This window comes from Rasiella sp. SM2506 (assembly GCF_050859505.1).
Lineage (GTDB): Bacteria > Bacteroidota > Bacteroidia > Flavobacteriales > Flavobacteriaceae > Marinirhabdus.
Genome location: NZ_CP193934.1, coordinates 2,534,611 through 2,549,032 on the forward strand (window position 1 = coordinate 2,534,611; position 14,422 = coordinate 2,549,032).

The 14,422-nt window shown below is 38.0% G+C and carries 12 protein-coding genes and 1 other RNA gene; 6 read left to right on the forward strand and 7 right to left on the reverse strand.

Features of this window, described 5'->3' with window-relative positions:
- Window positions 1-5 precede the first annotated feature (5 nt).
- From ACQ2HF_RS11475 to ACQ2HF_RS11490, 4 genes are read right to left on the reverse strand one after another with little or no spacing between them, the layout of a single operon-like run.
- Window positions 6-2,762, reverse strand: coding sequence for an aminotransferase class I/II-fold pyridoxal phosphate-dependent enzyme (locus ACQ2HF_RS11475; RefSeq protein WP_432410560.1), 2,757 nt, complete (start codon window positions 2,760-2,762; stop codon window positions 6-8).
- Between the two features lie 3 nt (window positions 2,763-2,765).
- A complete protein-coding gene (locus ACQ2HF_RS11480) occupies window positions 2,766-3,167 on the reverse strand; it encodes a VOC family protein (RefSeq protein ID WP_432410561.1) in 402 nt (133 codons plus the stop codon).
- A gap of 17 nt (window positions 3,168-3,184) precedes the next feature.
- Entirely contained in the window at window positions 3,185-4,120 is a 936-nt protein-coding gene (locus tag ACQ2HF_RS11485) for a carbon-nitrogen hydrolase family protein (RefSeq protein WP_432410562.1), read from the reverse strand.
- Window positions 4,117-5,424, reverse strand: coding sequence for an aspartate aminotransferase family protein (locus ACQ2HF_RS11490; RefSeq protein WP_432410563.1), 1,308 nt, complete (start codon window positions 5,422-5,424; stop codon window positions 4,117-4,119). Before ACQ2HF_RS11490 ends, ACQ2HF_RS11485 begins: the two co-directional genes overlap by 4 nt.
- 413 nt (window positions 5,425-5,837) lie before the next feature.
- On the opposite strand from ACQ2HF_RS11490, the gene pdxH reads away from it, so the two are divergent.
- The 5 genes from pdxH (at window position 5,838) to ACQ2HF_RS11515 (ending at window position 10,591) form a co-directional block, all read left to right on the forward strand.
- Window positions 5,838-6,482, forward strand: coding sequence for a pyridoxamine 5'-phosphate oxidase (gene pdxH / locus ACQ2HF_RS11495; RefSeq protein WP_432410564.1), 645 nt, complete (start codon window positions 5,838-5,840; stop codon window positions 6,480-6,482).
- Window positions 6,483-6,723: 241 nt separating this feature from the next.
- Window positions 6,724-7,215, forward strand: a complete 492-nt coding sequence (locus ACQ2HF_RS11500) for a SixA phosphatase family protein (RefSeq protein WP_432410565.1) — start codon at window positions 6,724-6,726, stop codon at window positions 7,213-7,215.
- Window positions 7,208-9,301: a polyphosphate kinase 1 gene (ppk1, locus tag ACQ2HF_RS11505; RefSeq protein WP_432410566.1), complete on the forward strand. Its 2,094-nt coding sequence runs from the start codon at window positions 7,208-7,210 to the stop codon at window positions 9,299-9,301. Before ACQ2HF_RS11500 ends, ppk1 begins: the two co-directional genes overlap by 8 nt.
- A gap of 1 nt (window position 9,302) precedes the next feature.
- On the forward strand, window positions 9,303-10,214 hold the full coding sequence (locus tag ACQ2HF_RS11510; protein ID WP_432410567.1) for an exopolyphosphatase: 912 nt from the start codon (window positions 9,303-9,305) through the stop codon (window positions 10,212-10,214).
- A gap of 50 nt (window positions 10,215-10,264) precedes the next feature.
- Complete coding sequence (locus tag ACQ2HF_RS11515) at window positions 10,265-10,591, forward strand: DMT family transporter (RefSeq protein ID WP_432410568.1); 327 nt, start codon at window positions 10,265-10,267, stop codon at window positions 10,589-10,591.
- A gap of 49 nt (window positions 10,592-10,640) precedes the next feature.
- Here the strand turns inward: ACQ2HF_RS11515 and ACQ2HF_RS11520 are convergent, their stop codons facing one another.
- Window positions 10,641-11,222, reverse strand: coding sequence for a tRNA-(ms[2]io[6]A)-hydroxylase (locus ACQ2HF_RS11520; RefSeq protein ID WP_432413087.1), 582 nt, complete (start codon window positions 11,220-11,222; stop codon window positions 10,641-10,643).
- A 78-nt stretch (window positions 11,223-11,300) separates the two neighbouring features.
- Complete coding sequence (locus ACQ2HF_RS11525) at window positions 11,301-13,124, reverse strand: DNA polymerase III subunit gamma/tau (RefSeq protein ID WP_432410569.1); 1,824 nt, start codon at window positions 13,122-13,124, stop codon at window positions 11,301-11,303.
- 91 nt (window positions 13,125-13,215) lie between these two features.
- Between ACQ2HF_RS11525 and rnpB the strand changes: the two genes are divergently transcribed.
- Window positions 13,216-13,549: RNase P RNA component class A (gene rnpB / locus ACQ2HF_RS11530), an RNA gene on the forward strand.
- 429 nt (window positions 13,550-13,978) lie between these two features.
- Here rnpB and ACQ2HF_RS11535 read toward each other — a convergent pair.
- Window positions 13,979-14,356, reverse strand: coding sequence for a hypothetical protein (locus ACQ2HF_RS11535; protein ID WP_432410570.1), 378 nt, complete (start codon window positions 14,354-14,356; stop codon window positions 13,979-13,981).
- Between the last annotated feature and the right edge of the window lie 66 nt (window positions 14,357-14,422).

The following is a 14,422-nucleotide window of genomic DNA, read 5'->3' on the forward strand; positions in this document are numbered from 1 at the left end:
AATTACTATTTAATTGTTATTTTTTTTGAAGCGCCCATACTCATGGCACCCATCGCTGTCGCGGTTTTTTGCCGGTTCAATACGCTTTTACGGAAAATACGCAAACCAAGATCTGCCCGATATCCGTGAATTTCCGATACGTCCAGTGCCAACATAAAATTTATAATTTCATGACTTACCACTTGACCGGGTACTAATACTGGAAAACCAGGTGGATAGGGAATTACAAAAGAGGAAGCAACTAGCTCTCTGCCATCTTCCATAGCTTTTGTGCAATCTTTTAAGGAAATATATTCGTAATTTTCTTCGTTGTACGCCATAAAAAACGCATCGCGAATATTTCCACCTGGTACATTGGGTACCGCACGAAATGAAGAATGAAAAAAGCTGAAATCTGGTAATGGTGGTACTTCGTGAATCAATGAATTAATTTTTTCTTGATTTATTTCGGTTTCTCGGCTGTTCAGTGAACGGAATTCCTCATCCAATTGCTCCGATATTTTTAAGAGCGCGTTGGTTAAATAGGCAACACTTCCTCTGGTAGTACCAATATTGGTCATAAAAAGCACCGTGTTTCTGGAAGTTTTATTGATTTGGATGTTGAATTGATCCATCAAATATTTATTCTTAAAAGTATCCCCATCTACGCCCGTTCTTCCAATGAATAAGGTAATTTTGGTGGGATCGAGCATAAATTCGTCTTTCTCCCAGGCTGTTTCCATACGGTTCCAGCCAGTTACGGTATCGTAATATTCGTTCAACCCACTTTCTCTGTATTCATCTGGTATAAAATTCTTTACGGTGAGTACGTCAAAATACTTGTTGAGCTGTGGGTTGTTATTTATTTTGGCTCGTAAGACCATGGCCATCTCAATGCTTTTTTCCACCATTTCGTAGCCTTCAAACTCTACTTGTCTTCTACCAACATCCAGTGATGCCAGCATTTGATAGTTAGGGGATGTAGAGGTGTGCGTCATATACGCTTCCAGAAAAGTGTTTTCAGATTTTTTTCTGAAATCTTCATCCCAAATATGTATCATAGATCCTTGACGGAAACTACTTAGGGTTTTATGTGTACTTTGTGTTGAATACACACGGATACATACTTTTTCTGGGTCCGGTAACGATGGTGTTTCTCCTACTGAAAGCCCTTTAATATGTGCGTTATATTCTTTTTTGTAGGTTTCAGTTCTGTATTTTTTAAAAAGTTTCTTTGCTACATACATACCTGTACGTTGCTTGTATATATAGGTAAAACCAGCGAAAGCAAACCATGCTTCATCCCAAAGAAAAATCATATCGGGTTTAATGGCTAAAATCTGTTCCATTACTTTTTCTACATTGTACACCAAGCCATCGAAGGTACAATTGGTAAGCAATAGCATTTTTACTTTATCCAAACGTCCAGCTTTTTTTAACTGAAGCATTTTTTCTTTGATACTTTTTAAAGGTACCGCGCCATACATAGAATATTCCTGAATAGGGTAGGAGTCCAAATATACAGGATACGCGCCAGCGAGCACCATTCCATAATGGTGACTTTTATGACAATCACGGTCAATGAGCACCAAATCTCCCGGTTCAATAATGGCTTGTAATACTATTTTGTTTGCAGTAGAAGTACCGTTGGTAACAAAAAAGGTGCGTTGTGCTCCGTAGGTATCGGCTGCCATTTCCTGTGCCTTTTTTAACGGGCCTGTAGGTTGTAATAGAGAATCTAAACCTCCTGTTGTTGCAGAAGTTTCAGCAAGAAACATATTCCTGCCATAAAACTCTCCAAAATCTTTAATCCATCGCGATTTAAATACCGAATTCCCTCGGGAAATAGGCATGGCATGGAAAATTCCAGTTGGTTTCTGGCTGTATTCCTTTAAGGCTGTGAAAAAGGGCGTGTCAAAACGTTCACGAATTCCTCTAACAATCCCTAAATGTAGTTCCTGTAAGTCTTCCCGTCTATAGTAAATACGGCTAAACTGCTGCAACGTACTGTTCTTTAAATCTGTTAAAGACGTATCGGTTACATAATAGGTATCTAGCTCGGGTCGGAATTGTTTTACGTATTCCCCCAGTAGCGGACCCAATTCAGATTCAGACCTGGTTTTTAAGTCTATGTTTAATACGTGTTGAATGTAAGGGGTAATGAGTTCAGAAATATTTGAGGACACAAATGGTGGCGCATATCTAATAACAACCGCTTGAATATTGGGGTTGAACATCAAGGCAATCATGGCATCCTGAAAGGAACGCTGTACAATAAAATCGTAGGTAAAGGGCTCATTGGACTCGCGTAATTCCTTCAGTTTTTCGTGAAGCGCATTTTCTTCAATTGTGGAGAGATTTTCAACAAAGAGCACTTCAAAATAATTCTTTTTTTGCCCGGAAGATAATTCCCGAAGCTCATCGGGTCGTGCCTGATCTGGTTCGTCTGGAGTATTAGTATTATTGTTAAGAAGATAATCATCACTTACCAATTGGCGCGTAATTTCGGCAACGTGGTGTGATATGGAGGTATATTCACTACGTTCTAAACAATGGAGTAGCTTTTCAATTTTTACTTTTCCCGGAAATACAAAATAACATTCAATACATTTAAGATGATTTAAAATGGTTTGCACTTCTTCAAAATGGCTTTTTTCAGATGCAGAGCCTTTCTTGGCATGTGAAAGTTCGGTACATTTTAGTTTAAGCGCATTCCATTTTGCAAGACGTAATTGCCCAATACTATAATAAGGTGATGTAACATGTTTATTTTTGGTTGACATGATTTATTTTTTTGAATGAAGTGCTAGTTTATTTCCTTCGGTATCAATAAAGAGGGCGAAATAACCGCTGTCATCATCAATTTTAGTTTTCTCCAGAATAACGCGGCCCCCGGCAATTTCCACTTTATTCACTAATATCTGAAGGTCTTCTCCGCCATTCAAATAAATAAGGGAACCTGTTTCACTGGGAACAGACCCTGGCCCCATCACTAAAGCTCCGCCAATTCCATTATCGGCAGGGAAGAACGCCATGGCGTATTCATTCATCTCCGTCATCTCCATTTGTATATTGTAAATATGATTATAGAATGCCACCGCTCTTTTCAAATTAAGCACGGGTATTTCGAACCAGTTTACGTAGTTTTTAATTTTCTTAGTTTTTTGTTTAGATCCTAATGTCCCCATGCGTTTGTTTTAGTTGTTTATTGTAAGCCGTCGCCTTTGTAACCTATAGCGGCTGTTGGCAATTCTATTTCGCTTTCCATTTTTTTGAGTTGCGCTAGATTGTCCAGTTTAGTTGGTTTTATCAAGGGGCCCAAATCTTCTAAGTATTGATGTTTCTCTCCTTTTTGATAAATACTGAAATCTCCCAAATGGTCTCGAAAACTCTTTAGGGGTTGCCCTAATCTCATTACACCTAGTTCTCGGCTTCGTTTTACACGTTCCATGTCTATCTCTACAGGCATAATTTCTTCCGTGGCACCAGCCTGGTACATAATCCTTCCGTCTGGTCCACAAATAGTAGAGCGGCCAATACCTCCTGTATCTAAACCATTGATGTCAAAGAAAAAACATTGGTTAACTGCCGCATTGGTCTGGGCAATAGAATGTTCAATTTCACGATCCATTGTACCTGTCATCGTTGGGTGTAATATTACTTCGGCACCCATCACAGCAAGTGTTCGGATGGTTTCCGGGAACCACATATCGTAGCAAATGGAAACTCCAAATTTTCCTACATCGGGAACATCGAACGTACAGAAGCTGTCTCCTGGTGTGATGCCTACTTCAAATGGATAAAAAGGAAACATTTTTCGGTACCGAGTTACAATTTCTCCTTGGGGATTGATTACTGTTGCTGTGTTGTAAATTCTATCTCCTTCCTTTTCAAATATGGAACCTGGTAATATCCAGATTCCATATTTTTTTGCCATTTTCTGCATTTCGCTTTCAAACTCACATGGAAATTCGGTTGCATAATGAGTTAAGGGTCCATAGGCACAGAGTTCACTAAACATGACCATGTGTACCGATGGATATAAGTTCATACATATATCCAACTTAATTTTCATCATTGGCAAATTGGAATGGGTGGCAGAGACCCGCATTTGGATTCCTGCAATTGTAAATGGCTTCATATCTTATTTTTTGTTGCTTTTTTAATTTCCTCTTCAAGAATGTCGAGGCCTTTGTTTAGTTGTTCGATTGTTATTACTAAGGGAGACAAAATACGGATTACGTTTTTATACGTCCCAGCACTTATTATTATGAGTCCGCGTTCGGCACAATTGGCTACTATAGTGTGGCATAACGCTGCATCTGGTTGGCGTGGATCACCGTTTTTTACAAATTCAAATCCAATCATAGCGCCAACACCACGAACATCACCAATTTCGGGACATTCGGTTTTCAATTTATGTAAACGATCCATAATTGTTTTACCAACGATTTTAGCTTTCTCGTTCAAATTTATTTCCTTCATATATTTTATGGTTGCCAGCGATGCGGCACAGCAAACGGGGCTACCAATGTAGGTGCCTCCAATAGAACCTGGTGCAGCTGCATCCATAATTTCGGCTTTTCCAACCACTGCGGCAATTGGAAGTCCAGAGCCCATAGACTTGGCATAGGTGCTTATGTCTGGTGTTATACCATAATGTTGCCAGCTTGCCCAATGTCCTGTTCTACAGAAACCACTTTGCACTTCGTCCAGGATCAACATAATTCCATGGGTGTCACAGAAGTCACGCAGGCCTTGTAAATATTTTTTTGGTACTGGGTTAAAACCACCTTCTCCTTGAATAGGTTCCATAATAATCGCTGCAACACTCTTAGGGTCCACAAGATTTAGGATACTTTCCTCCAATAATCTTAATTGGTCTTCTACATAGGTAGCTTCATCTTGCTTTCCTTTATATCTATAAACATTGGGGAATTGAAGTCTGTATACTTCAGGGGCGAAGGGGCCACAATTTGGTTTATAAGTTAACTTACTGGTTAAAGTCATAGCCATCATAGTACGTCCGTGATAGGCATCAGAAAAACTAATAACAGCAGGACGTTTGGTAGCTTGTCTCGCAATTTTTATGGCGTTTTCAACAGCTTCAGCTCCTGTGCTTATTAACATTACTTTTGTATGCTCGCCGTGGGGAAGAATTTCTGCCAGTTCCTCACATAATTGAATATAGGGTTCATAGGTTACTACATTAAAACTGGTATGTAGGTATTTCCCTGCTTGTTCCCGTATGGCTGCCACAACGGGTTCTGGGCAATGACCTGCATTAACTACGCCTATTCCCCCAGCAAAGTCGATGAGTTCACGACCATCTTCATCGGTAATTATGGCGCCTATTGCGCTACTTACAGTGGCGGTATTAAACACGCCTACACCATTTGCCACAATGTTTTTTCTTCTTTCAAGAAGATCTTGTGACTTAGTCATTTGTTTTGTCATATAATAGATTGGTAGATTAATAATATACTGAAAAAGTAACTACTAATGTAATGTTTAAGATTTAATTAATACTTTAATAATATGTTTTGAATAGTAACAAATATCTTAAGGAGTATATAAATTTTACTATTTTTTTGTGATTATTGAAATAGCTGAAATTTGCTAACGGATATAAAAATAGAAGTAATCGTACACACAAAAAGAATTATTTTTATTTCCCAAATTTAAAAGGCAGCATCGTACTTTACATGCTGCTGTAGATTTATAAAATAGTACGTAGGTAAGGTTACGCATTTTGATCTTTTCAATTAAATCCAATATGTAATTTTAACCCAAATTTAAAATTAGCATACTACCATACAATTCGCATTCTTTGTATTTTTACGGAAAGCTAGTATGCTATGAGCCAGAATTTACATGAGTATCGAAAATCTTACGAAAAAGGTGAACTTACGTTAGAAAGCGTTTTAGAAAATCCGTTTCAGCAATTTGAAAAATGGTTTCAAATTGCAAAAGCTTCAGAAAATGTGGATGAAGTAAATGCAATGACGCTTAGTACCATTGGAGTAGACGGTTTCCCAAGAGGAAGAGTAGTTCTATTAAAGGAATTTTCAGAAGAAGGATTTGTGTTGTACACCAATTACGGAAGCGAGAAAGGCGAAAGTATCGCAAAAAATAAACAAGTATGTATTTCATTTTTTTGGCCAGCCCTGGAGCAGCAGATCATTATTAAAGGAGAAACTCAGAAAACCTCCGAAGAACAATCTGTAGCGTATTTCAGTAAACGTCCCCGTAAGAGTCAGTTAGGTGCATTGGTTTCAGACCAATCTGAACCTATTGAAAGCAGGGAAGTATTGGAAGCAAAGCTTCACACACTGGAAAAACAATTTGAAGGCCAGGACATCCCAAAACCTAAAAACTGGGGAGGGTATTTAATTACTCCAGTGGAATTTGAATTCTGGCAAGGACGCAAAAGCAGATTGCATGATAGAATTCAATATACAAAAGAAGGAGAAAATTGGACCTTACAGCGATTACAACCTTAATGAGGTACTGGGTACAAATGATGAATGATGAATGATGAAGGAGAAAATTAAAGTTTAAAAACAAACTTAGCGTACTGCTGAACTTCCTGAAAATAAACAAATACCATAAAAACAGTTGAAATTATAAAAATCATAGTGACGAGATTCTAAATTAGAAACTCTAAAATTGCCAAATTCGAAATGAGTAACATTCATTTCGTTTTGCTGCTTTTCCAATTGTCACTCAACTTAAAACTTAAAAATGAAAACACTTTATATGGCGCGTCACGCCAAATCTTCGTGGAAACATGATGTGATAGACCATCAACGTCCCTTAAAAGGTCGCGGTAAAAAAGATGGTAGTTTGGTTTCAGAATATGTAGCCAAGAACCATAAAGCCCCGGAAAAAATAGTAAGTAGCGATGCTGTACGCGCATTATCTACAGCCAACTTCTTTAAAAAAGCCTTCAAGGTGGCCGATACAGATTTTTCTACCAATCACAGTCTTTATGATTTTAGTGGTCAAAATGTGGTGGAAGTGATTAAAGGCCTAGACAATAGCTTACAGTGTGTTATGATTGTTGGTCATAACCACGCTTTTACAAGCATTGTAAATATGTTAGGGAATCAGTATATTGACAACTTGCCTACCTGCGGATTTGTAATTATTGAATTTGATGAAGCTAGTTGGAGCCAAATTTCGACAGGCAAAACGGCAGCGATGGTATTCCCTAGACACTTAAAAAATGACTGAAAAAATTGACGATACTACTTCGGTAGAAAATAGCTACCACAACCGCGAGTTAAGCTGGTTAAAATTTAACGCCCGCGTACTGCAAGAGGCCGAGGATGAAACAACACCGCTTATTGAGCGCCTGAGGTTTTTAGGGATTTTCTCCAATAATCTAGACGAATTTTTTAAAGTACGCTATGCCACTGTGAAACGAATTGCAGAGGCAGGTAAAGGCGGTAGAAACTTTTTAGGAGGTATTTCGGCCAAGGATTTGCTGGAAGAAATCACACAAACGGTGATCAATCAGCAAAAGACCAGTCTTCGTATTTTAAGTGATATTGAAAAAAAATTGCAGGGCGAAAACATCTATATGGTAGATGAAACTGAAGTAACCGAAGCCCAAAGTACATTTATTTTAGAGTATTTTATCCGTAAGGTAAGTCCAGCCTTAGTAACTATTATGATTGGAGAATTGGAGCAATTCCCGTCTTTGAAGGACAGTGCAGCTTATCTGGCCGTAAGGATGAAAATGAGCAAGGAAGATAAAACATTTGCAAACAAAGTAAATTACGCCCTTATTGAAATTCCACGAAGCATAGACCGGTTTATTGTTCTGCCAAACGATGGTGAAAAACAGTACATTATCATTCTGGATGATTTAATTAGATACTGTTTGCAAAATATCTTCAGCATTTTTAAGTACGATACTATTTCGGCACACATGATTAAAATTACACGTGATGCAGAGCTGGATTTAGATAGTGATTTAAGCCGAAGTTTTATCGAAAAAATTTCAAAAAGTGTTAAGAACAGGAGCGTGGGTGACCCAGTTCGTTTTGTGTACGACAAGAGTATTGGCAAAGAAACGCTGCGGTATTTAATGGGAAAAATGGGTGTGGATGATACTGATAGTATTATTCCTGGAGGCCGTTACCACAATCGTCGCGATTATATGGATTTCCCCAGTTTGGGAAGAACAGATTTACAATATGAAAAAATTGCACCCTTGCCCATTAAAGGCTTGAGCTTGCAAGGAAGTTTGTTTCATAAAATTGCCGAAAAAGATTACTTGTTATATGCTCCGTATCAAACCTTCTCCTACGTGGTGAAGTTTCTGCGGGAAGCTGCATTAGACCCAAAAGTAAATTCGATAAAAATAACTATTTACAGACTAGCTGAAGTTTCACACATTGCCAGCTCGCTTATAAATGCAGCTAAAAACGGAAAAGAAGTTACGGTACAAATTGAACTCCAAGCCCGTTTTGATGAAGCTGCCAATATTAGATATGCAGAACAAATGCAAAGTGAAGGGGTTCGCTTAATTTTTGGAGTGGCTGGATTAAAAGTACACTGTAAAGCGTGCTTAGTAGAGCGACAGGAAGGTGAAAAACTAAAACGCTACGCCTTTGTTTCCACAGGAAATTTTAATGAATCTACGGCGCGTCTCTACACAGATTACACGCTATTTACCGCCAACCAAAAGGTTTGTAAAGAAATAAATAAAGTGTTCGATTTTTTTGAAGTGAATTATAAAATTAAGAAATATCGCCACCTCATTGTTTCCCCGCATTACACCCGAAACACACTATACAATCTCATTGAGACCGAAATTGAGAATAATCGGTTGGGATTGCCAAGCGGCATAAAATTAAAATTAAACAGTCTTTCAGATTTTAAGATGATAGACAAATTGTATGATGCAAGCAGAGCAGGAGTAAAGATACAAATGATTGTGCGTGGAATTTGTTGCCTTATTCCCGGAGTGAAGGGAATGAGCGAAAATATTGAAGTGATAAGCATTGTAGATAAATTTTTGGAACACCCAAGGTTGTTTATTTTTGAAAATAGTGGCGAACAAAAAATGTATATTTCCTCTGCCGATTTTATGGGAAGAAATCTCGATAATAGGGTTGAAATTTCTTGTCCTATCTACGATGAAGACATTAAAACCGAAATTAATGATACCTTTTCCATTTGCTGGAACGACAATGTAAAAGCCAGGGTAATTTCAAAAAAACAAGACAACGCCTACCGAAAGAACAAAAAAGAAAAAATACGCTCGCAGTTTAAAACCTACGAGTATTACCAACAAAAATTAAAAGAATAATTTGCTGAAAATAGACAAATACGCTGCGATAGATATTGGCTCCAATGCCATACGACTACTCATTGCCACGGTAATTGAAAAAGAAGGAGTAGAACCCTTATTTAAAAAAACATCACTGGTTAGGGTCCCAATTCGCTTGGGGGCGGATGTATTTTTGGAGGAGAAAATTTCAGAAAAAAACTACCTGCGTATGGTAGACGCCATGCAGGCTTTTAGCTTGTTAATGAAAAATCATAATGTAGTAACCTATAGAGCCTGCGCGACTTCAGCAATGCGAGAAGCTAGAAATGGTAAAGAAATAGCCGATAAAATACTTGAAGAAACAGGTATTAAAATTCATATTATTGATGGTAGAGACGAAGCTGCAATCATCGCTTCAACAGATTTAAAAGATTTAATTGAAGACAACAAAGTTTTTTTATATGTAGACGTTGGAGGTGGAAGTACCGAATTTACACTCTTCGCCAATGGCAAAAATGTCACCAGCCGTTCATTTAAATTAGGAACCGTGCGTATCTTAAATGATATGGTTCGTAAATCTATGTGGGATGAAGTACACGATTGGATTGTAGAAAACACTAAAGAGTATAAAAAAGTTGAAGTAATAGGTTCTGGTGGCAATATAAACAGCATTTATAAATACAGCGGAAAAAAAATTGGGAAGCCGTTGAGTTATTTCTTTATGGCCAATTACTACGAAAAGATAAAAGAGATGACCTATCACGAGCGCATTTTCGAGCTACAAATGAACCCAGACCGTGCAGACGTAATTGTTCCAGCAACACGTATTTACCTTTCAGCAATGAAATGGAGCAAAGCAAAAAATATCTTCGTTCCTAAAATTGGACTTGCCGATGGCATTGTAAAAAGCATTTACAACGAGCGCATGGCAAAAGAATTAGAAGTAAAGTAAAAATTTCAACCTACTTATATAATCCGGATGAGCAACGATACTTTGAACACATGAATTGGATACTTTTAATAGTGGCTGGACTTTTTGAAGTGGCTTTTGCCGCCTGCCTGGGAAAGGCAAAAGAAACCACAGGTACAGAAGCTACCTTCTGGTATGTGGGATTTTTGCTGGCATTATCCATAAGTATGCTTTTGCTCATTAAAGCAACGCAACAATTACCTATAGGTACCGCATATGCTGTCTGGACTGGAATAGGTGCTGTAGGCACGGTGCTTTTAGGGATATTCCTATTTAAAGAACCGGCTACATTTTGGCGCATGTTCTTTATTAGCACATTAATACTATCGATAGTTGGGTTGAAAGTGGTGTCGAATTAAATTTCACTAAAAACCCATAGAAACTAACAGGAACGAGTAAATTATTAAATTAGCCGTGCATAGTTTCTTGCGTTCCCAAATCTTTCATTACTTGTGCTTCAAAAGCTAGTAATTCCTGCCATTTTTTATCTACTTCTTTTCGGTCGCCGTAGTGTCTGGCAAATCCTAGAAACATGGTGTAATGATTGGCTTCACTTACCATTAGATTCCGGTAAAACTCGGCTAGTTTTTTGTCTTCCAATTGTTCACTTAGCAATCTGAAACGTTCACAACTTCTACCTTCTATTAAGGCAGCATATAATAGGCGATGTACCAACTGTATCGTGCGACTGCCTCCTTTTGGAAAGAATTTTAAAAGGGCAATTACATACTCGTCTTTGCGATCACGACCCATGATCCAACCACGTTCTACTATTTTATCGTGCACCATTTTAAAATGACTAATCTCTTCTTTTACTAGCAATACCATTTCTTGTACTAGCTCGGTATATTCGGGAAAAGAGACGATTAAAGAAATAGCCGTAGAAGCCGCCTTTTGTTCACAATAGGCGTGATCTGTAAGAATTTCCTCAATGTTTTTTTCTACAATATTCACCCAACGCGGATCTGTAGGAAGTTTGAGGCCTAGCATTTTTATAGAATTTTCTTCTTTACTTTTCATTAGTGCAACTAATTAATTTCTTGTATGTAGACTGAGCGGAGTCGACGTCTAAATCTCCAAATCAAATTCCTGACGTAACTTATCTATCAGCGGATTTTTTTCCATCAATTTTTCAAATTTTTCTTTTGAAGTGTAAGCATAGCGTTTAATTTCAGCTTCGTTAACTTCTATAGAAAGGTCTACATTGTAATTGTTCAATTGTTCACGAAGAAATCCTAACAATTTATGTCTGGCGCGCTCCACTTCGGTTTTAATGGTGTTATTAGGAAATTCGAGATGCAGTAATGTACCTTCCAATTTTGGAACGCCCATAGACAAATGCGAGTGTAGGTTGTGATTGCCTTCATCACTCATTTTCTGGTTGTACTCGTTCCAGGCGGCAAGCATGGCCTCCTCTGTGAAATCTTCGGTGGGAAGGTTTTTTTGATCGGGTAATTTTGCAACCAGTTCTTTCTGTAAATCTTTCTTTTTCCGAATACTTTTTAAGGAAAGTGCCGAAACTTTTTCAGCATTACGTTCCGCTAGAATTTGTGGTCTGTCTACAACACGTTTTGGTTTTTCTTCGGTTGAAGTAGGTTCAGTAATTTTTTCTTCAGGAGTACGTTCAGAAGAATTTTCAGCTACGGGTTTGTGTGCTACATTTTCAGTTGGAGTGGTTTTTAAATCTTCTTCAATAAGTTTTTTATGAGTAGCGACAGGTTGTTTTTCCAGTTTAGAAATATCGAGTTCTTCTTTAACTACCGGTAGTACATCTTTAAAATGGGAGGGAGGTAATACAAAGCGTTCTCCGTTTAGACTAGACTTTTTTTTTTCGTCTTTAGCCGTAAGAGAGGCTAATTGCAGTAAACAAAGTTCTACTAACAGGCGCTGATTTCGGCTAGTTTTGTATTTCAGGTCACAGGTATTTGCGATGTCAATACCTTCGATTAAAAACGGTGCTGTTGTTTTTTGAGATTGCTCAAAATACATGGCTTTCACTTGTTCACCTACTTCTAAGAGTGCAATGGTTTCCTGATTTTTGCATACGAGTAAATCTCTAAAGTGGGAGGCAAGCCCCATCACAAAATGATGTCCGTCAAACCCTTTGGAAAGTATCTCGTTATAAGCCACCAATACTTGCGGAATATTATTTTCCAGTAATAAATCTGTAATGCTGAAATAATAGGTGTAATCCAACACATTCAAGTTTTCGGTAACGGCTTCCCTGGTAAGAGTATTTCCGCTGAAACTCACCACACGATCAAAAATTGAAAGTGCATCACGCAAAGCGCCATCTGCTTTTTGAGCAATTACATGTAAGGCGTCATCTTCGGCTTGGATACCTTCGGCTTTAGCTACTCCAGCTAGATGCCCCTTAATATCCTGAACAGTAATTCTTCTGAAATCGAAAATCTGACAACGCGACAGAATGGTTGGGATTATTTTATGCTTTTCGGTAGTTGCTAAAATAAAAATAGCGTGTTTGGGTGGCTCTTCTAAGGTCTTCAAAAAAGCGTTAAATGCGGCAGAAGATAACATATGTACCTCATCGATAATATATACTTTGTAATTTCCAACCTGCGGTGGGATACGAACCTGGTCTATCAGGCTTCTAATATCGTCTACAGAATTGTTAGAAGCAGCATCCAATTCAAAAATATTAAATGCGAAATCTTCATCTTCCCGTTCGGTTCCGTCCTGATTAATTTTTTTGGCTAGAATCCGTGCACAGGTGGTTTTTCCTACACCACGTGGCCCGGTAAATAGAAGGGCTTGCGCCAAGTGGTTGTTTTCTATGGCGTTTTCCAACGTATTGGTAATCGCTTGTTGGCCTACAACGTCTTTAAAAACGGTAGGTCTGTACTTTCGGGCTGATACTATAAAATGTTCCATAGAAGTAAACAAATATAAGTATGCGGGTTTACTTTTTGAAAAATACAACAGGGCTTTTTACGCTATTTATTAACATTGGGTTACTTTTGCAGCAGCAGGCCGCCTTATCGCTCCAATTAGTTTTGAAGAGGAAAGTCCGGACACCATAGGGAAGCATAGCGGCTAACGGCCGTCGTTTATTGGTTACCGAGCGTAGTCGAGGTGCCAATAGAAAGGACAAGTGCAACAGAAAGAATGTACAGGTAATGCTGTAGTGAAACCAGGTAAACTCTATGCGGTGAAATGCCACGTATACCAGCGTCAAGGGTTCCCGCCCGTGCTGGAGGGTAGGCAGATAGAATGTTGTAGTAATACAGCATCCAGATAAATGATAAGGGCGTTACTTAGGTAGCGTACAGAATCCGGCTTATAGGCCTGCTTTTTTTAAATAATTTTCTAGAAATTCTTCGGCCCAGATTTCTGCTTCTTCTAGGGTGTCAAAAATTTCAAAAACACCACTATAAAATTGCCGCTCGAATAATACGACTTCCTTAGATGTTTTTTTAGGGGCAACCACTAAAAGCGCAATAAGGTTTGGATGCTTTTTCGAACTTAGCAAATTAGGATCTATGGTATAATCTTTTACACGATTGGCGATAGATATAAAAGGTTTGTCTTGGTAATAGAATGAAAATATTTCAAAAAGTTGATCAAGTTTTGTGGCATCCAAGATAACACCTTCGGCAATCGTAGAAACGGCAAAATGCTCTTGAATGTTAATTGTACAAAATCCTAAATCTATTATTTTTTCGGGAGTCATATATTCACCTTTGGGCCATGGAAAAGATACTGAAAATAAAGATAATCTAAGTAATTTACAGCAATTGTTGTATCCAATTTTCGCACTCTTCAAAAGTAAAAAATGCTTCCAATGGTTTTCTGAAAAAAGGTTTGGTAAAATTTGCTGTTTTGTAGTTTGTTTCAGAATAGCAAAGTACTGCCATGCCCACCATATGTTCTATTGCCGTTGCATTTGTATAACAAATGGGGTTTACAGTATAATCATTTTGTCTGTTAGCAATAAAACCGAAAGGCCTATCATTAAAATATAGGGCAAAAATCTCTTCTAACTGTTCCAGCTGCGGGGTGTCAAAGAGTACTCCTTCATGGACAGTAGAAACAATAAGATTTTCATAGATGGTAAGCGTAGTAAAATTTAAAGAAATTGATTTGTGAGGGGATTTTGTATTCATTTTTTGCGTGAGAAATCGAATTTTGAATTAAATGGAAACCAATAGATTTTCCCAAAAATTTTGAGA

Coding starts and splice junctions, on each gene's coding strand:
- ACQ2HF_RS11475 (WP_432410560.1), bottom strand. CDS start 2,762: ATGTCAACCAAAAATAAACATGTTACATCACCTTATTATAGTATTGGG.
- ACQ2HF_RS11480 (WP_432410561.1), bottom strand. CDS start 3,167: ATGGGGACATTAGGATCTAAACAAAAAACTAAGAAAATTAAAAACTAC.
- ACQ2HF_RS11485 (WP_432410562.1), bottom strand. CDS start 4,120: ATGAAGCCATTTACAATTGCAGGAATCCAAATGCGGGTCTCTGCCACC.
- ACQ2HF_RS11490 (WP_432410563.1), bottom strand. CDS start 5,424: ATGACTAAGTCACAAGATCTTCTTGAAAGAAGAAAAAACATTGTGGCA.
- pdxH (WP_432410564.1), top strand. CDS start 5,838: ATGAGCCAGAATTTACATGAGTATCGAAAATCTTACGAAAAAGGTGAA.
- ACQ2HF_RS11500 (WP_432410565.1), top strand. CDS start 6,724: ATGAAAACACTTTATATGGCGCGTCACGCCAAATCTTCGTGGAAACAT.
- ppk1 (WP_432410566.1), top strand. CDS start 7,208: ATGACTGAAAAAATTGACGATACTACTTCGGTAGAAAATAGCTACCAC.
- ACQ2HF_RS11515 (WP_432410568.1), top strand. CDS start 10,265: ATGAATTGGATACTTTTAATAGTGGCTGGACTTTTTGAAGTGGCTTTT.
- ACQ2HF_RS11520 (WP_432413087.1), bottom strand. CDS start 11,222: ATGCTAGGCCTCAAACTTCCTACAGATCCGCGTTGGGTGAATATTGTA.
- ACQ2HF_RS11525 (WP_432410569.1), bottom strand. CDS start 13,124: ATGGAACATTTTATAGTATCAGCCCGAAAGTACAGACCTACCGTTTTT.
- ACQ2HF_RS11535 (WP_432410570.1), bottom strand. CDS start 14,356: ATGAATACAAAATCCCCTCACAAATCAATTTCTTTAAATTTTACTACG.